This window comes from Actinomadura sp. K4S16, from assembly GCF_008327685.1.
In the GTDB taxonomy this organism is placed as follows: domain Bacteria; phylum Actinomycetota; class Actinomycetes; order Streptosporangiales; family Streptosporangiaceae; genus Spirillospora.
The window spans coordinates 620,689-640,228 of record NZ_BDDE01000012.1; the positions used below are offsets into that span (position 1 = coordinate 620,689).

Genomic DNA, 19,540 nt, shown 5'->3' on the forward strand with positions numbered 1-19,540 from the left:
ACACGGGCACCCGGTACCGGTCCAGAGCGGGCTCCGGTTTCGGGGACGCGGCGCAATCGCGACCGGCCCCGATTGTGAGCGGGCACAGTGTCGCCGTCCCTCGATGGCCCGTGCGCCCCCGTGGTGGCACGATGAGGCCCCCGCGTTGTGCTGGAGGTGGCCCTCGATGAACGTCGGCCAGGTGGACGCCGATCGCACGATCATGCGCCGGGCGGTGCTGCGGCTCGCGGACCGCCTGCCCGACCTCGCGGACCGGCTCGCCGCCGAGATCCTCTCCGGTGACCGCGGCGGCAGCGACGACGCGTTCCGCCACGACGTGTGGGAGATGTGCCACACCGGGCTCGGGCACGGCTTCAAGACGATCCTCGACCCCGGCCGCGGCCGCGCCGACCTTGAGTGGGCGCGGCGTCTCGGGCAGCGGCGCGCGCACCAGGGGCAGCCGCTCGACCAGCTGCTGCGCTCCTACCGGCTCGCCGGGCGGGTGTTCTGGGAGGCCGTCGTCGAGGTCGTCGGCCGGCACGACCCGGAGAACGTCCCGGCGCTGATCCGGCAGGCGACCCGCACCTGGGACACGATCGACCAGCAGTCCGGTGCGGCGGCCGCCGCGTACCACCGCACCGAGCTGGACCTCGCGCGGCGCAGCGAGGAGCGCGTCCAGGCGATCGTGGACGCGCTCCTGGACGGCCAGGGCGCCGACGGCGGGCTGCTCGCGACCGCCACGTCCGTCCTCGGGCTGCCCGCGACCGGCCGCTACGCCGTGGTGATGCTCGGCGCGGAGGGCGGCTTCGGGGACGGCGTGAGCCGGCGCCCCGGCGACACCGGCGGGATGCGGTTCATCTGGCGGCTGCGCACCGACGCCCAGGTGGCGCTGGTCGCGCTCGGCACCGCCGAGCTGGACGACCTCGTCGACGCGGTCCGCCCCTACGCGCGCTCGCACGCCGGGGTGAGCCCGGTCGTGAGCTCCCTCGCCGAGCTGGGCGGCGCCCGCTGGTTCGCCGAGCTGGCGCTGCGGACCTGCCGCGGCCCCGGCAACCAGATCGCCCGGCTGGACCGCCGGCTCCCCGACGCCCTCGTCCTGTCCCAGCCCCGCCTCGCCGGGCGCCTCGGGGACGTCGCGCTCGGCGGGCTCGCGGACGTCGACCCCGGCTTCCGCGACGCGCTGCTGACGACGCTGGAGACCTGGCTGGAGTGCGACGGCTCCGCGGCCCGCGCGGCCGACCGGCTGTTCTGCCACCGCAACACGGTGCTCAACCGGCTCCGCCGGATCGAGCAGCTCACCGGGCGGACGCTCGCCCGGCCCGGCGACCTCGTCGAGCTCGTCCTCGCGCTGAGCGCGCTGCGCCTGCACGGCCCCGGGGACGGCTCGCCCGGCCCGCACGCCGAAGGGCCGCCCGCGCGGGGAGGCGGCGGGCGGCCCGGTCGGTGAGCGGGGGCTCGGTTCTGCGGCGGACCCCTAGGAGTTCGGGCAGGTGTCCCGGTACTCCGAGATCGTCAGGTCGCGGGCGGGCGCCGGGCACAGGAACTGGTCGTAGCGGGTGTCGTTGTCGATGTACCGCTTGAGCCAGGAGATGCTGTACTTCGCGATCGTCGTGTTCGAGGTGTTGGGCGCGAAGTGGCTGGCGCCCGCCAGCTCCAGGTACGCCTTCTCCGACGCCGCCGGGATGCTCTCGTAGAACGGCTGGGAGTGCGTGGCGACCGGCGCGATCGTGTCCGCCTGGGCGCCGATGATCATGGTCGGGACGTGCACGTCGGAGAAGTTCTTCTGCAGGTCCCACGGCGTCAGCGGGATCGCGGCCTGGAGCTGCGGGCGGTCCTCCGCGGCCTCCAGCGTCCCGCCGCCGCCCATCGAGTGGCCCATCACGCCGAGCCGGGTCGTGTCGATCCGGGACCGGACGGTGCTGCGCTGCGTGAGGTAGTCGAGCGCGGCCTCCAGCTGGCGGGCGCGGCTGTCCGGCTGGTCGAGCCGGGTGAGGGTGTCGATCGTGAAGATGACGAAGCCCTGCGAGGCGAGCCGCGGGCCGAGCCAGGCCATGCTGGTCTGGTCGGCGGTGTAGCCGGGCGCCACCGCGACCGCGCCGAAGGTGCCCTCGGCGGTGCTGGTCGGGTAGTAGATCGTCCCGCCGCCGAAGCCGGTGACGCTCAGGGACGAGACGCTCGTCTGGGACGTGGCGAACGGGCCGCGCAGCGCCTCGATGCTCTGCTGCGTCGGGGCGGGGCCGCGCTCGTAGGGGTTGTCGGCGGCCTGCGCGGTCTGCGGGAGGACGAGGGCGGCCGCGGTCAGCGTCGCGGCGAGCGCCGTCTTCGCCGCGCGTGCGGTGAGGGAGGGCACGGGGGTCGCTCCTTGCTCGGGGTGGAGGAGCCGGGCTGCGGCTCCGGAGTCGGAGGCCGGAGCCGGGGAGGGGGCTCCGGGACGCGCACATTCTCGGCACGCGCCGCGCCCCCGGGCATCGGCGAAATCGCCGGTCACCCCGTGGCGGTCGCCCTGACCAGCCGTTCGCGCGCGCGGGCGGCGCCTCCGGGAGCCGGAACCGCCCGTTCCGGCTCGTACTCTGGCACCGGCCGCCGCGTCCCGGGCACGCGGACGCGGGAGCCGGCGGCGGGACGGCGGCCTTCGGGCCGGGAGGTGGGAGACGGTTGGCAGGGGCGGTTCCGGGGGCGCGGTCGGCGCGGTGGGTCGTCGGGGTGGTGCTCGCCTCGTTCGCCGGCGTGTACGTGCTCGCGGCCCCCTCGCGGACGGAGGGCCCCGTACAGGCGGGCGCGGCGATCGTCCTCGTGCTGGCGGTCCTGCTGGCCCAGTTCGTCCGGGTCGTACCGCGGTGGCGGACACGCCGCGCCCTGACCTGGAGCCTGCCGGCGCAGGCGGCGGCCGCCTACACGGGCGTCGTCGCGTTCGGCACGTCGGCGGGGATCCTCGGGTTCGTCCTCGGCTCGCTGCTGCTCGCGGGCGCCCGGCCGGCCGCCGCGTGCGTCCTGGCGAGCGCGGCGCTCGCGGGCGCGCCGTACGGCGGGACGCGCGCCGACGTCACGATCACCTGCCTGCTGACCGGGCTCGTGGTCTACGGGCTGGTGCGGCTGGCCGACCGGGCGGACGACGTCGCGGCGGCCCGGCTGCCCCTCACCGTGGCGGCGGTGGAGCGCGAGCGGCTCCGGATCGCGGCGGAACTGGACGAGGGGCTCGGCGACGGCCTGCGGGCGGTCTCGGCGGGCAGTCGGCGCGCCCTCGACCGGCCGGCGGAGATCGCGGACGTGCTCGCGGTGGCCAGGCGGTCGCTGAACAGGGCGCGCACCGCGGCGGCGGACCTGCGGAGCATGTCGCTCGCCCCCGAGGTGGCGGCGGCGCGGGCGCTGCTGGAGGCGGCGGACGTGCGGGCCGAGGTGCGCGAGGGGCACCGGGAGCCGCTCGGCCCGGCCGGGGCCCTGCTGGCGACGGTGCTGCGCGAGGCCGTCACGGACGTGGTGCGCGCGGGCTCCGCGCGGACCTGCCTGATCGCGACGTCCGAGCGCGACGGCGTGGTCGGGCTGCGGGTGGTCAACGACGGGGTCCGGACGGCCGAGCGCGGCGCGGACGGGCTGGAGGAGGCCGCCGAGCGGGTGCGCGCGGCGGGCGGCGCCTTCTCCGCCGGGCTGGGCGAGGACGGCCGGTTCGCGGTGGAGGCGGCCGTCGCGGCGGGAGAGCGCCCGGTGAGCCTGCCCGACCGGACGGCGTACCGGCTCTCGCTCGCGCTGCTGGCGGCCGTCCTGGCGGGGTTCTCCGTCAAGGGGCTGCTGGCGGTCCCGTGGGGGCCGCTGTGGCCGGCCGCCGCCGCGGGGTTGGCGGTGATCTCGGCGGTGCAGCTGCTGTGGGCCGGGCGCGGACGGCCCCGGTGGTGGCCGCCGGTCCTCGCGGTCCTCAGCTTCGCCCCCGTCGCCGTGTTCGGGAAGGCGTGGGTGGGCGTCGCCGGGTTCCTCGCCGGGACGTTCCTGGTCGGGCTGCCGGCCTGGGCCGCCGTCCCGCTCGTGGCGGCGTCCATGGCGGCGGTCGGCCTCGCCGCGCGGACGCTCGGACTCGGCACGGCGGCCGTCGTCAACCACGTGATCAGCACGCTGGTGACGGGCCTGGTGGTGTACGGGCTCGTCCGGCTGGCGCGGCTGGTGCGGGACCTGCGGGCGGCCGGGGAGGAGCTGGCCAGGGCGGCGACCGTCCAGGAGCGGCTGCGGGCGGCCCGCGACCTGCACGACCTGCTCGGGCACAGCCTGGCGGCGATCCTGCTCAAGTGCGAGCTGGCCCGCCGCCTCGCCGGCGCGGACCCGGGCCGCGCCCGCAAGGAGCTCGCCGAGGTCGTCGACATGGCCGAGCAGGCCCGCGGGGACCTGCGCGCGGCGACCGGCGGGGACGCCGAGCTGGCGCTGGACGCGGAGGCGGCGTCGGCGCGGTCCGTGCTCACCGCCGCCGGGGTGGAGGTCGAGACCGTCCTCGGGCACCCGGACCTGGACGCCCGCACGTCGGCGGTGCTCGGCACGGTGCTGCGCGAGGCGGTGACCAACGTGCTCCGCCACAGCGCCGCCACCCGCTCCACCATCGCGACCGGGCAGGACGGCGGCGCCGTCTGGCTGGTCGTGGAGAACGACGGGCTCGACCCGGAGGCGCCCCGGACCGCCCCCGGCGCAGGAATCGGGAATCTGACCACGCGACTGGCCGCGGCAGGAGGAACGCTCAGCGCGCGCGCCGACGGAAAGGGATGCTTCCGGTTGGAGGCGAGGATCGGCTAGAGCCACCCCGCTTCACGGGCGATGCGCGCGGCGTCCGTGCGGTTGCGGGCGTTGAGCTTGGCGACGACGGCCGTCAGGTAGTTGCGCACCGTCCCGGCGGACAGGTGGAGGCGCTCGGCGATCTCCGGGGCGTCCGCCCCGTCCGCGGCGAGGCGCAGCACGTCGGTCTCGCGCGGCGTGAGCGGGTTGTCGGCGAGGCCCCAGGCGGTGAGCGCGAGGTTCGGGTCGAGGACGCGCTCCCCGGCGGCGACCTTGCGGATGGCGGCGGCCAGCTCGTCCGGCGGCGCCGTCTTCAAAAGGAACCCGCGGACCCCGGCCGTCAGCGCGCGGCGCAGGTGACCGGGCTTGCCGTGCCCGGTCAGGACCAGCGCCGCAACCTCCGGGACGGCGTCGCGCAGGGCCGCCGCGGCCGCGAGGCCGTCCAGCCCCGGCATGTCGATGTCCAGGACGGCGACGTCGGGACGGGACGAGCGGGCGGCGGGCAGCACCTCGTCCCCGCGCTCGACCTCGGCGACCACGGTGAGGTCGGGTTCGAGCCCCAGCAGCGCGGCGAGGGCGCCGCGCACCACGTGGTGGTCGTCGGCGAGAAGCACCTTGATCACGGCTCATGTCTACCAGCGCCCGCCGCCCGCGCGGCCCGCCCGGACGGCGTCACGCCCGGACCCATGACGAGGTCACGGGTAGCAGGTGATCTCTTCTCTGGTGGCCGGAACCGCAGGTCAGAAGACTGATCGGTATGAACGACGCGGTACGCACGAAGGCGGTCGGCACCGGCGCGGCGCCCACGGACGCGGTCAGCATGGACGCGGTCAGCATGGACGCGGTCAGCAAGGTCTACGGACGGGGCAGGGGAGCGGTCGCGGCGCTGCGGGAGGTGACGGTGTCACTCCCGCGGGGCCGCCTGACGGCGGTGATGGGGCCGTCAGGCTCGGGCAAGAGCACGTTCCTGCACTGCGCCGCCGGCCTGGACACGCCCACGTCCGGCACGGTCCGCCTGGGGGACACCGAACTCTCCTCGATGAACGAGACGAAGCTGACCGAGCTGCGCAGGCGGCGCGTCGGCTTCGTGTTCCAGGCGTTCAACCTGGTGCCGTCGCTGACCGTGGAGCAGAACATCACCCTTCCGCTGCGGCTGTCGCGCACCCGTCCGGACAGGGAGTGGCTCACGGAGGTGGTCGCCCGGGTCGGGCTGGCCGACCGGACCGGGCACCGGCCCGCGCAGCTGTCCGGCGGGCAGCAGCAGCGGGTCGCGATCGCACGCGCCCTCGTCACCCGCCCGGACGTCGTGTTCGGGGACGAGCCCACGGGCGCGCTCGACACGATGACGGCGCGGGACGTGCTGACGCTGCTGCGCGAGACGGTGGACGGCATGGGCCAGACGGTCGTGATGGTCACCCACGACCCGGTCGCCGCCTCCTACGCCGACACGGTGCTGTTCCTCGCGGACGGCCGGATCGTCGACGCGATGGACGCCCCGTCCAGCGACAGGGTCGCCGCGCGCATGACCCGGCTGGGGGCGTGGAAGTGATGCTCGGACTCGTTCTCGCCACGCTGCGGCACCGTAAGGCGGGCTTCGCGGGGGCGTTCGCCGCGCTGCTGTGCGCGGCGGCCCTGGTCTGCGCGTGCGGCGTCCTCCTCGACACCGGACTGCGGGGCTCCGTCGAGCCCGAGCGGTACGCGGGGGCGCCGGTCGTCGTCACCGGCGACCAGTTCGTCCACAAGACGATCGTCAAGAAGGAGGGCAAGCGGAAGCACAAGGCGAAGCCGATCGCCGAGCGCGCGTGGCTGCCCGCGTCCGTCGCCGCGAGGGTCCGGGCGGCGCACGGCGTCCGGGGGGTCGTCACCGAGGTGACGTTCCCCGCCGAGATCGGCTCCGCCGGGAGCGGCTCCGGCGCGGACGGCCGCGCGTCGTGGGGCCACGGGTGGGAGTCCGCCGCGCTCACCCCGTTCACCCTCCGCGAGGGGCGGGCCCCGGCCGCGGACGACGAGATCGTGGTCGACGCGGCCGCGGCGCGCGCCGGCGGCCTGCGCGTGGGCGCGACCGTGCGGGTCCAGGCCGCCGTCCCCGGTTCCTACCGCGTCGTGGGCGTGACCCGGCAGGCCCTCGCGCACCAGACCGCCGTCTTCTTCACGACGGCCCAGGCGGCGCGCCTCGCCGGCCACGGCGGCATGGTGACCGCCATCGGCGCCCACGGCCCCGCCAAGGCGGTCGAGGAGGCCGTGCGCGGCACCGCGGCGACCGTACACACCGGCGACGACCGGGGCCGGGCGGAGTTCCTCGGCGCGGAGGAGGCGCGCGTCAAGCTCATCTCCATGGGCGGCGCCCTCGGCGGGACGGCCCTGCTCGTCGCCGTCCTCGTGGTGTCCGGCACGTTCGCGCTGTCGGTGCGGCAGCGGGAGCGGGAGATCGCGCTGCTGCGGGCGGTCGCCGCGACGCCGCGGCAGGTCCGCCGGATGATCGGGCGGGAGGCGCTGCTGGTCGGGCTCGTCGCGGGGCCGCTCGGCGCGGCCGCCGGGCTGCCGCTGGCGTTCCGGCTGAGGGACGAGTTCCGCGGGCTGGGTGCGCTGCCGCCCAACCTGGAGCTCGTCGTCGGACCGTTCCCGCCGCTCGCCGCCGCGCTCGCCGCCCTCGCCGCGGCCGTCGCCGCCGCCCGGATCACCGCGCGCGGGACGGCCCGGATCCGTCCCGTCGAGGCCCTCGGCGACGCGGCGGCGGGCCGCGCCCGGCTCGGCCCGGCCCGGATCGCGGCCGGGGCCGCCGTCGCGGCCGGAGCCGTCGTCCTGACGGTGCTGCTGGCGCACCTCGACACGGAGGCGGCGTCGAGCCCGGTGACGATCCTGACCGCGATCGTCTGGACCGTCGCCGTCGCGCTCCTCGGCCCGCTCATCGCCCGCGGCGCGGTAGCCGCCCTCGCCGTCCCGCTCCGGCTCCTCCCGGGCGGCGGGCATCTCGCGGCGGCCAACCTCGCCGCCGGCGCGCGGCGCCTGGCCTCCGTCGTCACCCCGCTGACCCTGATGATCGGGCTGACCGCGACGATCCTGTTCGTCCAGACGACGATCGGCCACGCCGCGACGCGGCAGGCGCGCGAGGGCACCCTCGCCGCGCACGTCGCCGGTCCCAGGGTCCCGCACGGCACCGCCGAGGAGCTCCGCCGGACGCCCGGCGTGACCGCCGTGACCGAGGTGCTGCACAGCACCGTCCGGGTCGGCCTGGAGAACTACGCCGTCCAGGGCGTCACGCCGGACGGCCTGGACCGCACCCTGGACCTGGACGTCCGGTCCGGGTCGCTCGACCGCCTGGACGCCTCCGCCGTCGCGGTCAGCGCCACCGCCGCCCGGCGCCTCGGCGTCGGGCCCGGGGACCGGCTGCCGCTCACGCTCGGCGACGGCACGCCGTTCGCGCCCACCGTGGTCGCGGTCTACGGACGCGGCCTCGGGTTCGGCGACCTGACCGTCTCCCGCGATCTGCTGGCCGCCCACGTCGACGACCCCCGCGGCACCCTGCTGATCGCGGGCAGCCCCCCGCGCGGCCTCCCGGTCGTGTCCGCGGGCACGCTCGCCGAGGCCAGGTCGGCCGCCGACGCGGAGGTCGCCTACGTCGCGATGGGGCTCATCATCGCGTTCACGGCGATCGCCGTGGTGAACACCCTCGCGATGTCCACCGCCGGCCGGTCCCGCGAGTTCGCGCTGCTGCGCCTGGTCGGGACGACCCGGCGCCAGATCATGGCGATGCTCGGATGGGAGACGCTGGCGGTCGCCGCGATCGCCGCCGCCCTCGGCACCGCGATCGCCCTCGGCACCCTCACCGCGTTCGCCGCTGGCATGACGGGCGGCCCCCCGTACGTCCCGCCCATCGGCCACCTCGGCGTCCTCGCCTTCGGGCTCCTGCTCGCCGGGGCCGCGACCTTCCCGGCCGCGCGCCTCGCCATGACCGCCCGCCCCGCGGACGCCGTCGCCGCCCGCGAGTAGGAGGGCCGTCAGGCGCGGGCCCGGGTGGTGCCGCCGTTGACCTGCAGGATCTGGCCGACGAGCGTCGGAAGCCGCTCGTCGGCCAGGAACGCGACCGCCGCGGCGACCTCCTCGGGCGAGGCGACCCGGCCGAGCGGCGTCCGCGCGACGCACCGGGCGCGGAACTCCCCGACCGTCACCCCGGCCGCCGCGGCGTCCACCTCCAGCCGCGGCGTGTCGATCGAGCTCGGCGCGATCGCGTTCACCGCGATGCCGAGCGGGGCCAACTCGCGGCCGAGCGACTTGGCGAGCGCGATGGTCCCTCCTTTGGACGCCGAGTCGGAACTCGCCCGCGGCCACCCGATCACCCCCCACTCGGACGCGACGAAGACCATCCGGCCGCCGCCGCGCTCGACCATGCCCGGCATGACGGCCTGCGCGCACGCGAACGTCCCGCCGAGGTCGACGTCGACCGCCCGCCACCAGTCGGCGAGGTCCTCCGGCTCCGCGGTGAACGGGGCCGTCTCCAGCCGGCCGGCGCAGGTGACCAGGAGCCCGATCTGCCCGCCCGTCCGGCGCTCGACCTCCGCCACCATCGCGGTCACCGCCGCCGGGTCGGAGACGTCCGCCGGCACGGCGACGCCGCCCAGCTCGGCGGCGAGCCCGGCCACGTCCCGGCCGGGACGGTCGTTGAGGGCGACCAGGCGCCCGTCGGCCGAGAGCCGGCGCGCCACGGCCGTGCCGAGCCCGCCGGCCGCCCCGGTGATCAGCGCGATCGTCATCAGAGCACCGTCCCGGCGTTCGGGGAGACGATCTCGCCGGCGCAGAACGTGCCGTCCTCGATGAGGTAGGCGGCGGCGAGCGCGACCTCCTCCGGGGACGTGAGCCGCCCGGCCGGCAGGGCCTGCAGGTAGGACGGCCGGCGCCAGGGCGAGTCGGACGGCAGCATCGGCGTGTCGGTCGGGCCGGGCGCCACCGCGTTGACCCGCACCCCGGAGGGCCCCAGCTCCGCCGCCAGCGACCGGACGAACCCGATCACCGCGCCGGTGGCCGCCGCGAAGTGCGCCTCGGCGTTCGCGCCGCCGACGCCGAGGTGGGAGACGATCGGCACCAGGCTGCCCCGGCCGCGCTCGGCCATCCCCGGCGCGACGGCCGCGCACACGTTGACCACGCCGCCGAGGTGTACCCGCAGCATCCGCCGCCAGTCGGGCCAGGCGATGTCGGACATCGGGACGATCGCGTGGTGCCCGGCCGCGCACACGGCCGCCTCGACCGGGCCGAGCTCCCGCTCGATCCGCCGGACCGCCGCGCGCACCTGCGCGGGCTCCGCCACGTCCACGCTCACCGAGTGGTCGGCGTCCGAGGCCCGGCGAAGGTCCAGCCCCGCCGTCCGCCAGCCGCGCCCCGCCAGCTCGCGCACCAGCGCGGAGCCGATGCCGCCGGCCGCCCCGGCGACGAGCGCGACCCGCCCGTCCATGAGATCACCTCCCGATGCCCCGAAAGCACCAGGCAAACCCGGCATAAGCGCTGGTGACAAGCCTCATGGCGATTTCTTGGCCGAACCCACCGCGCCGCGCCCGACCTTTCGTGCACTTGCCCAAAAGACGGTCACGGGCACGGGACGGCGCCGGGCCGGAATGAGAGGGTGAGGCTGTGACCAGCGATTCCGCGCCGCCGCACCTCACCGTCCGGCAGCTCCTCGAGGTGCCGCGCTTCAGGCTGCGCCTGGTCGCGGGGGAGGACGGGCTCGACCGCCCGGTCCGCTGGGCGCACTCCACCGAGCTGCTCGACCCCGGCCCCTACCTGCGGGGGCACGAGGTCGTCCTGACGGTCGGCGCGGCGCTGCGGGACCCGGGCGCGTGCGCCGCGTTCGTCGACTCGGTCAAGTCCGGCCGGGGGAGCGCGATCGGCTACGGCGTCGGGGACATGACCGACACCGTGCCCGACGAGCTGAGCCTGGCCTGCGACCGCGTCGGACTCCCGCTGCTGGAGGTGCCGCAGGACGTCCCGTTCCTCGGCTTCACCGAGTGGTTCGCCGAGCGGCTCGCGTCCGCCGGCGACGAGCGGCACGAGCGGGAGGAGACCGGGCGGCTGCTGCGAATGGTGCGCGACGGCCTCGCGTCCGCCGAGGCGCTGCGCCCCCGGATCGACGACGCCGGGCTCGACCCCGCCTCCCTGCTCGTGATCGCGATGGACGGCTCGGTCGAGGAGGAGCTGCCCGGCGTCCTCGGCCTGGACGACGACACGGCCCTGCTCGTCACCAACGACGCCCACGCCTGGACCGAGCCCGCGGGCGTCGGCAGCGCCGGCCCGCTGGAGCACCTGCCGCTCTCGCTCGCCGAGAGCCTCACCGCGCTCGACTCCGCGCGCCGCACCGGCGGGGTCGTGTACGCCTCCGAACTCGCCACCTTCCAGGCCCTCCTCGACCGGCTCGACCAGGAGCAGCTGGCCCCGTTCCTGGAGCAGATCGCCCGGCCGCTGAGCGACTACGACGCCGCGCACGGCACCCGCCTCACCGAGACGCTGCGCACCTTCCTGGACATGGGCGGCGCGGTCGGCGCGACGTCGCGCGCGCTGTTCCTGCACCCGAACACCCTCCGCCACCGGCTGGCGCGGATCGAGTCGCTCACCGGCCGCGACCCGATGCGGTTCGACGACCGGGTGGCGCTCGCGATCGCCGTCTGGGCGGGCCGCTGACCGCCCGATCCCCGGGTGGGCGTTGGTACGGCGAACGGAAGAAACGCCTGAAATGACGCAATAAGGGATAAATGGCTAGTCGTGAATCTTGTTCGGATTCGTCCGGGACGAAGGCCGTGGCGACGACTCGGCCTGCGGGTAATGAGTGACGTTTGATTTGGCAAAATATCAGGAAAGGTAAAAGGTGATCGCCTGGACTCCCGGTGTGATCGCCATGGCGTCGCGGACACCGATCCATATCCGCTCCGTTAGTGATCATTTCGGCCGGACGGCCGACGCGCGTCCCCGGCCGGTTTCCGCGCCCGCAGGCGTCACATAGGGCACACGAGTCAACGTACATTTCGGTGTCGAGATCACCCTGCGTATTCGTCATCGTCCCGAATTGATGGGGGGACAGGTCCGAATTCCGCTTTTCTGGCAGTTCTCGGGGCCCGGGGTCTAAGTTTGCCGCGAGAGGTGCCCCGTACCTGCTGGAAGGAGCGTCAGACCTTGGCTTCCTCGCCCGCCTGAAGGCGGGGGATTCCAGCGGTCGCCCGCTGGGTTTCCTGCTTCGCCGACGAGTGCCCCGTCCGGGAGGTGTCCCGTTGAGGTCTTACACCGTCTCCACAGGCGGTCACCGCCAGCCCGGCGGCCAGGATGTTGCGCGCCGCGTTCACATCGCGGTCATGCACCGCACCGCACTCGCACGTCCACTCGCGGACTTCCAGCGGAAGAGTCTCGCGGACGGTTCCGCAGGTTCCGCACAGCTTGGAGGAGGGGAACCAGCGGTCGACCACCACGAGGTCGCGGCCGTACCAGGCGCACTTGTACTCCAGCATGGAGCGCAGTTCCCGCCACGCGGCGTCGGTGATCGCGCGGGCGAGCGTGCGGTTCTTGAGCAGGTTGCCGACGGTGAGGTCCTCGATCACGACCGTTTGGTTCTCACGGACGAGACGGGTCGACACCTTGTGCAGGAAGTCGCGTCGCCGGTCGGCGATCCGCGCGTGCACGCGGGCCACCTTCCGGCGGGCCTTGTCCCGGTTCGCCGAACCCGGGGTTTTGCGGGCCAACTCCCGCTGCGCCTTGGCCAGACGGGCGCGGTCACGCCGCTCGTGGCGGGGATTGGCGATCTTCTCCCCGGACGACAGCGCCACCAGCGTGGTGATCCCGGCGTCGATCCCGACCGCGTGCTCCGTGGCCGGGGCCGCGGTGATGGTGTCCTGGCACAGGATCGAGACGAACCAGCGGCCCGCGCTGTCGCGCGACACCGTCACCGTGCTCGGCACCGCGCCCTCGGGCAGCGGACGCGACCAGCGGATGTCCAGCGGCGCCGCCATCTTCGCCAGCGTCAGACGCCCGTCGCGCCAGGTGAAGGCGCTGCGGGTGTACTCGGCCGACGCACGCGACCGCTTGCGCGACTTGAACCGCGGGTAGGCGGCGCGCTTGGCGAAGAAGTTGGCGAACGCCGTCTGCAGATGCCGCAGCACCTGCTGCAACGGCACGCACGACACCTCCGCCAGGAACGCCAGCTCCGGAGTCTTCTTCCACCGCGTCAGCGCCGCCGAGGACTGCGCGTAGGAGATGCGGCGCTGCTCGTCGTACCAGGCTCGGGTGCGTTCCTCCAGCGCCTTGTTGTACACCAGCCGCACACAGCCGAACGTGCGCGACAGCTCAGCCGCCTGCTCGCCGGTGGGGTAGAAGCGGTACTTGAACGCCCGCCTGACCTGCCGCGCCATACCCCACGTTCTAACAGTCTCGGCACGAGCCGACCCGGCCGCCGCCGAAACGCCCAGGCATCCCCGACATGCTCCGCAAAAGTCCGTTTCCCCTGGCCTGACGGCCGGGCTGTCCACGAAGGAGAACCGATGACGGATGCCACGCCCGGCCCGGGGAAGGGATCGGACTCCAAGATCAATACTGGCGTTCCGCAGTCGGCGCGGATCTGGAACTACTGGCTCGGCGGGACCGACAACTACGAGGTGGACAGGCTCGCCGGAGACCACTACGTCGGGCTGTACCCGGGCATCGTGGAGATCGCCCGCGCGGGCCGCTACTTCATGGACCGGGCGATCCGGTTCCTGGCCCGCGAGCGCGGGATCCGCCAGTTCATGGACTGCGGCACCGGCCTGCCCACCGTCGACAACACCCACGAGATGGCCCGGCGCGCCGCTCCCGACGCCAAGGTCGTCTACGTCGACAACGACCCGCTCGTCCTCGCGCACGCCCGCGCTCTGATGAACGAGGGCAGCACCGCCTACATCGACTGCGACCTGCACGACCCGAAGACGATCATGGACCGGGCGTCGGAACTGCTGGACCTGTCCCGGCCGGTCGGGCTGATGATCATCGGCGTGCTGGGGCACATCGTCGACCCGGACGAGGCGTACGACGTCGTCCGCGGGCTGATGGACCCGCTGCCCTCCGGCAGCTACCTCATCCTGCACGACTCCACCGACGAGAACGAGGCGTTCAACGCGGCGCAGCGCGCCTACGACGAGACCGGCGCCGTCCCGTTCCGGCTGCGCGGCCCCGAGTTCATCCGCGGCTACTTCGACGGGCTGGAACTGGAGGAGCCGGGCCTGGTGACGAGCGGCGCATGGCGCCCCGAGGTGGGGCCGATCGGCGGCGAGAACCTGCCGACCAGATGCGGGGTGGCCCGCAAACCCTGAGGCGCCGTGCCGGGGGTCGCCTCCCGGGACTGGGCTATATGTCCGAGACGCTACGTAACATACGGTCCTATCTCCGACGCACAGCGTGAACTATAGTCGGAGCGGTCGTCCACGCCGTCTTCCGATGAGGAGTCCCCCCTTGGCCTCCGCCACGATCACCGGCAGCAGGAAGCCGCGGTCGGCCCGCACCCGCAACGCTCCGGTGAGCACGGTCTCCGCGCAGGGCGACCCGCTCGTCCCGCGCATGCTGCTCGGCCGGCGGCTCCGCGAGCTGCGGGAGGCCGCCCGGCTCTCCCGCCGGAAGGCGGGCCTGGCGATCTACGGCTCCGAGTCGAAGATCACCAGACTGGAGCTGGGCCGCTCGCGCGCCAGGGCCGGCGACGTCGCCCGGCTGCTCGACCGCTACGGCGCCGACCCCGGCGAGCGCGCCACCCTGCTCGCCCTCGCCGAGCAGACCGACGCGCCGCCCTGGTGGCACGCCGACGGCGACATCGTGCCGCGCTGGGTCCGCGACTACCTCAGCGCCGAGCAGGCGGCCAAGCTGGTCCGGACGTTCGAGGCCCGGTTCGTTCCCGGACTGCTCCAGACGGAGGACTACGTCCGCGAACTCGTCGCCTCCCGCACCGGGTCCGGGTCGGAGGCCGAGATCGAGCGGCGCGTCGAGTTCCGGATGCGGCGCCAGCGCGTCCTGCGCCGCCGGCCGCGCCCGCTCAACCTCTGGGTCGTGCTGGACGAGGGGGCGCTCTGGCGTCCCACCGTCGCGCCCGAGACGATGCGCGGGCAGATCCTGCACATCGTCGAGCTGTGCAGGCGGCCGAACGTCACCATCCAGATCGCGCCCCTCGGCATTTCCGGCCAGGTCGCCGGAGACGGGTCGCTCACCCTCGTCCGGTTCCCGCAGCAGGGGCTGCAGGACATGGTCTATCTGGAGCGTCCCGACAATGCCGTCTACCCGACGCGGCGCGCCGAGATCGAGCACCACTGGCACCTGTTCAACACACTGGTCACCGAGGCCTCGCCACCCGAGCACACGCCTCGCGTCCTCGCCCGAATACTCGCCACCTACTGAGCCTCCCGCCGCCCGTTCCGCCCGTCCCGCGGCGCCCGTCCCGCGGAGCCGCCGCCATTCTCCGGTGAATGCGGGACGACGGGCGGTGATCGCCCGGACGCCCGAACCCATATTCCCGCCTGACCACTTCCGGCCTATATTCATGAACGACGGAAATTCGGGAGGCTTCGCGCTGTCGATCGGGGACGTACGCACCATGGGCCCCGACGATGCCAGGTTTACCGGTCGATCACCCGGTTAACGGGCATCGATAAGCGCCCCCGCGCCGCCACCGCCCCAGGGGGAACACCATGTCCGTCAGCGAGCGTCTGCGGAACGCCACCGAGGAACGCCGGGCGAGGACCGAACTGCAGGCCGGGGAGAACTTCCCCGTCGCCTCGCGGCTGCTCCCCGCCCGCCACCGCGCCCACCTGCTGAACGTGTACGGGTACGCCCGGCTCGTCGACGACATCGGGGACGAGGCGCCGCCGGGCGAGCGGGCGGACCTCCTCGACCTGGTCGAGCGCGACCTCGACCGCGTCTACGCGGGCGAGCGGCCGGAACTGCCCGTGCTGCGCGACCTGGCCGAGACGATCGTCGCCCGCCGCATCCCCGCCGAGCCGTTCCGCCGCCTGATCCGGGCGAACCGCCAGGACCAGGCCGTCACCCGGTACGCGACGTTCGACGACCTCCTCGGCTACTGCGCGCTCTCCGCCGACCCCGTCGGGCACATCGTCCTGCACGTCTTCGGCGCCGCCACGCCGGACCGGATCCGGCTGTCGGACAAGGTGTGCACCGCCCTGCAGATCGTCGAGCACTGCCAGGACGTCGCCGAGGACCACCGCAACGGCCGCGTCTACCTGCCCGCGGACGACCTGCGGCGCTTCGGCTGCACCGAGGACGACCTCACCGCCGCGGCGACCCCGACCCGGCTGCGCGGGGTCGTGGCGCTCCAGGCGGGGCGGGCGCGGCGGATGCTGGCGGAGGGCGCCGCCCTCACCTGCGGGCTCCAGGGGTTCGCGCGGGTCGCGGTCGCCGGGTACGTCGCGGGCGGCCTCGCCGCCCTCGACGCGCTGGAGCGCGCCGCCTACGACGTCCTCGCGGGCCCGCCGCGGCCGAGGAAGGCGCGGCTGCTCGCCGAGTGGTCGCGGACCATGGGAAGGAGAAGGGCAGCTTAGATGGACGCATCCACCGCCTACCGGCACTGCGAGAGCGTCGTCCGCTCCCAGGCGCGCAACTTCTCGTACGGGATCCGGCTGCTTCCCGCCCCCAAGAGGCGGGCCCTCAGCGCCGTGTACGCGTTCGCCCGGCGGGTCGACGACATCGGCGACGACCACGGCGCGCCCGTCGCGGACCGGCTCGCCGCGCTCGCCGGCGAGCGCGCCCGGATCGCCGACCCCGGCGCCCACCCTTCCGACCCGGTGCTGGTCGCCTTAGCCGACGCGGCCCGCCGCCACCCGATCCCGCTCGACGCGTTCGGCGAGCTCATCGACGGCTGCGAGGCCGACGTGCGCGGCGGGACCTACGACACCTTCGACGACCTCCTCTGGTACTGCCGCTGCGTGGCCGGCTCCGTCGGCCGCCTGTCGCTCGGCGTCTTCGGGACCGACGACCCGGCCACGGCCGTGCCGCGCGCCGACGCGCTCGGCGTCGCGCTGCAGCTCACGAACATCCTCCGCGACGTCCGGGAGGACCGGACGAACGGCCGCGTCTACCTGCCCGCGAAGGACCTCGCCCGGTTCGGATGCACCCTGGAGCGCGACGAGGCGGGCCGGGCGACCGACGACCCCGACCGACTGGCGAGCCTCGTCCGCTTCCAGGCGGAGCGGGCGGAGCGGTGGTACGCCGACGGCCTGAAGCTGCTGCCCATGCTCGACCGGCGCAGCGCCGCGTGCGCGGGCGCGATGGCGGGCATCTACCGGCACCTGCTGCGCCGCATCACGGCCGACCCGCTGACCGCCCTGGAGACGCGGACGTCCCTGCCGGCGTGGGAGAAGGCGACCGTGTCCGCCATGGCGATGGCCGGGATCCACCGGTGAGCGCCCGCGACGGCGGCCCGGCGGAGGTCGCGATCGTCGGCGGCGGGCTCGCCGGGCTCACCGCCGCGCTGGCGCTCCAGGAGGCGGGGCTGCGCCCGACGGTCTACGAGGCGCGGCCCCGGCTCGGCGGCGCCACCCACTCCTTCACGCGGGACGGCCTGACCGTCGACAACGGCCAGCACATCTTCCTGAAATGCTGCTCGGCGTACCAGGGGCTGCTCGCCCGGCTGGACGCGCTGGACCGCGTCCGCGTCCAGGACCGCTTCGACGTCCGCGTCCTGACCCCGGACGGCCCGGGCGGACGGCTCCGCCGTGCGAAGGCCCCCGGCCCGCTGCACCTGCTGCCGGCGCTCGCCGGGTACCGGCTGCTCTCCCCGCCCGACCGGCTGCGGGCGGTCGGCGCGTCGCTGGCGCTCGACCGCGTCGACCCGGCAGACCCGTCGCTCGACCGGATCAGCATGGGCACATGGCTCGCCGAGCACGGGCAGGGGCCCTGGGCGCGCGCGGCGCTCTGGGAGCTGTTCGTCACGGCCGCGCTCAACGTCCGCCTGGACGGGGCCGCGCTCGGCCCCGCCGCGTTCGTGTGCCAGACCGCGCTGCTCGGCCGCGCGGACGCCGCCGACATCGGCGTGCCCGCCGTCCCGCTCGGCGACCTGCACGGCACGCTCCCGGCGGCCGAGATCGAGCGGAACGGCGGCCGGATCCACCTCAACGCGAAGGTGACGGCGATCGACGCCGGGCCGAGGCTCGTGGTGGACGGCTCGCCGGTCGGCGCCGACGCCGTCGTCCTCGCCGTGCCCCACCGGGCGGCGGCCGGGCTCGTCCCCGAGGAGGCGGCCCCCGACCGGGCGCGCTGGGCCGGGCTCGGCTCCAGCCCGATCGTCAACGTCCACGTCGTCTACGACCGGCCCGTCCTGCGGGTCGACGGCGCCGACCTGCCGTTCGCCGCCGCGGTCGGCTCGCCCGTGCAGTGGGTGTTCGACCGCACCGCGGTCAGCGGCCTGACGGGCGGCGGCCAGTACCTGGCGGTGTCGGTCTCGGCGGCCGACCGCTGGATCGACACGCCCACCGCCGAACTGCGCTCGGTGTACCTCGCCGAGCTGAGGCGGCTGCTTCCGGCCGCCCGCCGCGCTCGCGTCACCGACTTCTTCGTGACGCGGGAGCGGCACGCGACGTTCCGCCAGAGCCCCGGCAGCGACGCGCTGCGTCCCGCGTCCGCCACCCGGCTGCCGTGGCTGTTCCTCGCCGGCGCGTGGACCGACACGGGCTGGCCCGACACGATGGAGGGAGCCGTGCGCAGCGGTCTGACCGCGGCCCGTCTCGTCCGCCGCCACCTGAGACCGACCGTCCGGAACGAGCACCGCCAGGACGGGGGGAGCGGCCGATGACCACCGTCCCGGCCTCGATCACCGACGGCCGCGCCCTGGTCGACCAGGCCATGCGCGCCTGCGCGGAGCGCCTCGACCCGTGGACCCGCCGCGTCGTCGCCTACCACCTCGGCTGGACCGACGAGAACGGCGAGCCCGCCGCCGCGGGCGGCAAGGCGCTGCGTCCCGCGCTGGCGCTGCTGTCCGCGCGGGCCGCGGGGGCGCCCCACGAGACGGCGCTGCCCGGCGCCGTCGCCGTCGAGTTCGTGCACGCGTTCTCGCTGCTGCACGACGACATCATGGACGGCGACCGGACCCGCCGGCACCGGCCCGCCGCGTGGACGGTGTTCGGCCCGTCCGCCGCCATCCTCGGCGGGGACGCGCTCCTGGCGCTGTCGGAGAACCTGCTCCTCGACCAGCAGACGCGAGGCGCCCACTGGGCGGCGCGCGCGCTGACCGCCGCCACTCAGCGGCTCATCGCGGGCCAGGCGCTCGACATCGGGTTCGAGCAGCGCGACGACGTGGCGCTCGACGAGTGCCTGACCATGGCGGGGGACAAGACGGGCGCGCTGCTCGCCTGCGCCTGCTCGATCGGGGCGATGCTCGCCGAGGGCCCCACCCGCCTCGTGACGCACCTGACCGGGTTCGGTACCGAGATGGGCCTCGCGTTCCAGCTCGTGGACGACCTGCTCGGCATCTGGGGCAGTCCCGAGACGACCGGCAAGCCCGTCCTGGCCGACCTCCGGGCGCGCAAGAAGTCGCTGCCGGTGGTGTACGCGCTGAACTCCGGGCACCCCGAGTCCGAGCGGCTCGCCGCGCTGTACGCCGAACCCGGGCCGCCGTCCGAGGGCGTCCTGCGGGAGATGGCCCGCCTCGTGGAGGCGGCGGGCGGCCGGGACTGGGCCGCGGCCGAGGCCGACCGCCGCGTCGCCGCCGCCGGGCGCCACCTCGACGACTCGGGCATGGACGGGCTCGTGGCCGCCGAGTTCCGCGACATCGCGCTGTTCGTCACCTCCCGGGACCACTGACCCGCCGCGCCAGAAG

The 19,540-nt window shown here is 75.0% G+C and carries 16 protein-coding genes; 11 read left to right on the forward strand and 5 right to left on the reverse strand.

The features are described 5' to 3' along the window. Positions 1–166 precede the first annotated feature (166 nt). Positions 167–1,426 carry a CdaR family transcriptional regulator gene (locus K4S16_RS14130; protein WP_149259347.1) on the forward strand — a complete coding sequence of 420 codons (1,260 nt, stop codon included), beginning with the start codon at positions 167–169 and terminating at the stop codon, positions 1,424–1,426. A 27-nt stretch (positions 1,427–1,453) separates the two neighbouring features. Here the strand turns inward: K4S16_RS14130 and K4S16_RS14135 are convergent, their stop codons facing one another. Further along, on the reverse strand, positions 1,454–2,329 hold the full coding sequence (locus K4S16_RS14135; protein WP_149259348.1) for a dienelactone hydrolase family protein: 876 nt from the start codon (positions 2,327–2,329) through the stop codon (positions 1,454–1,456). A 305-nt stretch (positions 2,330–2,634) separates the two neighbouring features. Here K4S16_RS14135 and K4S16_RS46455 point away from each other — a divergent pair, with 305 nt between their 5' ends. After that, the gene (locus tag K4S16_RS46455; RefSeq protein ID WP_149259349.1) at positions 2,635–4,749 is read left to right on the forward strand and encodes a histidine kinase; all 2,115 of its coding nucleotides are present in this window, start codon (positions 2,635–2,637) and stop codon (positions 4,747–4,749) included. On the opposite strand, the gene K4S16_RS14145 is transcribed toward K4S16_RS46455, so the two are convergent. After that, a complete protein-coding gene (locus tag K4S16_RS14145; protein WP_149259350.1) occupies positions 4,746–5,351 on the reverse strand; it encodes a response regulator transcription factor in 606 nt (201 codons plus the stop codon). The genes K4S16_RS46455 and K4S16_RS14145 overlap by 4 nt on opposite strands. Before the next feature lie 197 nt (positions 5,352–5,548). Here K4S16_RS14145 and K4S16_RS14150 point away from each other — a divergent pair, with 197 nt between their 5' ends. Together K4S16_RS14150 and K4S16_RS14155 are read left to right on the forward strand one after the other, a co-directional pair. Beyond that, positions 5,549–6,277: an ABC transporter ATP-binding protein gene (locus K4S16_RS14150; RefSeq protein ID WP_200841888.1), complete on the forward strand. Its 729-nt coding sequence runs from the start codon at positions 5,549–5,551 to the stop codon at positions 6,275–6,277. Beyond that, on the forward strand, positions 6,277–8,718 hold the full coding sequence (locus tag K4S16_RS14155) for an FtsX-like permease family protein (RefSeq protein WP_149259351.1): 2,442 nt from the start codon (positions 6,277–6,279) through the stop codon (positions 8,716–8,718). Before K4S16_RS14150 ends, K4S16_RS14155 begins: the two co-directional genes overlap by 1 nt. A gap of 8 nt (positions 8,719–8,726) precedes the next feature. Here K4S16_RS14155 and K4S16_RS14160 read toward each other — a convergent pair whose 3' ends face one another. Further along, on the reverse strand, positions 8,727–9,479 hold the full coding sequence (locus K4S16_RS14160; protein ID WP_149259352.1) for an SDR family NAD(P)-dependent oxidoreductase: 753 nt from the start codon (positions 9,477–9,479) through the stop codon (positions 8,727–8,729). Next, complete coding sequence (locus K4S16_RS14165; protein WP_149259353.1) at positions 9,479–10,174, reverse strand: SDR family NAD(P)-dependent oxidoreductase; 696 nt, start codon at positions 10,172–10,174, stop codon at positions 9,479–9,481. The genes K4S16_RS14160 and K4S16_RS14165 overlap by 1 nt, the downstream gene beginning before the upstream one ends. Before the next feature lie 176 nt (positions 10,175–10,350). Here K4S16_RS14165 and K4S16_RS14170 point away from each other — a divergent pair, with 176 nt between their 5' ends. Next, the gene (locus K4S16_RS14170; protein ID WP_149259354.1) at positions 10,351–11,394 is read left to right on the forward strand and encodes a PucR family transcriptional regulator; all 1,044 of its coding nucleotides are present in this window, start codon (positions 10,351–10,353) and stop codon (positions 11,392–11,394) included. Between the two features lie 482 nt (positions 11,395–11,876). On the opposite strand, the gene K4S16_RS14175 is transcribed toward K4S16_RS14170, so the two are convergent. After that, positions 11,877–13,109: an RNA-guided endonuclease TnpB family protein gene (locus tag K4S16_RS14175; protein ID WP_149259355.1), complete on the reverse strand. Its 1,233-nt coding sequence runs from the start codon at positions 13,107–13,109 to the stop codon at positions 11,877–11,879. A 129-nt stretch (positions 13,110–13,238) separates the two neighbouring features. On the opposite strand from K4S16_RS14175, the gene K4S16_RS14180 reads away from it, so the two are divergent. The 6 genes from K4S16_RS14180 to K4S16_RS14205 all read left to right on the forward strand — a co-directional run bounded on the left by K4S16_RS14180 (position 13,239) and on the right by K4S16_RS14205 (position 19,524). Next, the gene (locus tag K4S16_RS14180; RefSeq protein ID WP_149259356.1) at positions 13,239–14,042 is read left to right on the forward strand and encodes an SAM-dependent methyltransferase; all 804 of its coding nucleotides are present in this window, start codon (positions 13,239–13,241) and stop codon (positions 14,040–14,042) included. A 139-nt stretch (positions 14,043–14,181) separates the two neighbouring features. Continuing rightward, entirely contained in the window at positions 14,182–15,111 is a 930-nt protein-coding gene (locus tag K4S16_RS14185) for a helix-turn-helix transcriptional regulator (RefSeq protein ID WP_235036783.1), read from the forward strand. A gap of 290 nt (positions 15,112–15,401) precedes the next feature. After that, entirely contained in the window at positions 15,402–16,268 is an 867-nt protein-coding gene (gene hpnC, locus K4S16_RS14190; protein ID WP_149259358.1) for a squalene synthase HpnC, read from the forward strand. Continuing rightward, positions 16,269–17,129, forward strand: coding sequence for a presqualene diphosphate synthase HpnD (gene hpnD / locus K4S16_RS14195; protein ID WP_149259359.1), 861 nt, complete (start codon positions 16,269–16,271; stop codon positions 17,127–17,129). Next, the gene (gene hpnE / locus K4S16_RS14200; RefSeq protein WP_200841853.1) at positions 17,126–18,517 is read left to right on the forward strand and encodes a hydroxysqualene dehydroxylase HpnE; all 1,392 of its coding nucleotides are present in this window, start codon (positions 17,126–17,128) and stop codon (positions 18,515–18,517) included. The genes hpnD and hpnE overlap by 4 nt, the downstream gene beginning before the upstream one ends. After that, positions 18,514–19,524, forward strand: coding sequence for a polyprenyl synthetase family protein (locus K4S16_RS14205; RefSeq protein WP_149259360.1), 1,011 nt, complete (start codon positions 18,514–18,516; stop codon positions 19,522–19,524). Before hpnE ends, K4S16_RS14205 begins: the two co-directional genes overlap by 4 nt. Positions 19,525–19,540 lie beyond the last annotated feature (16 nt).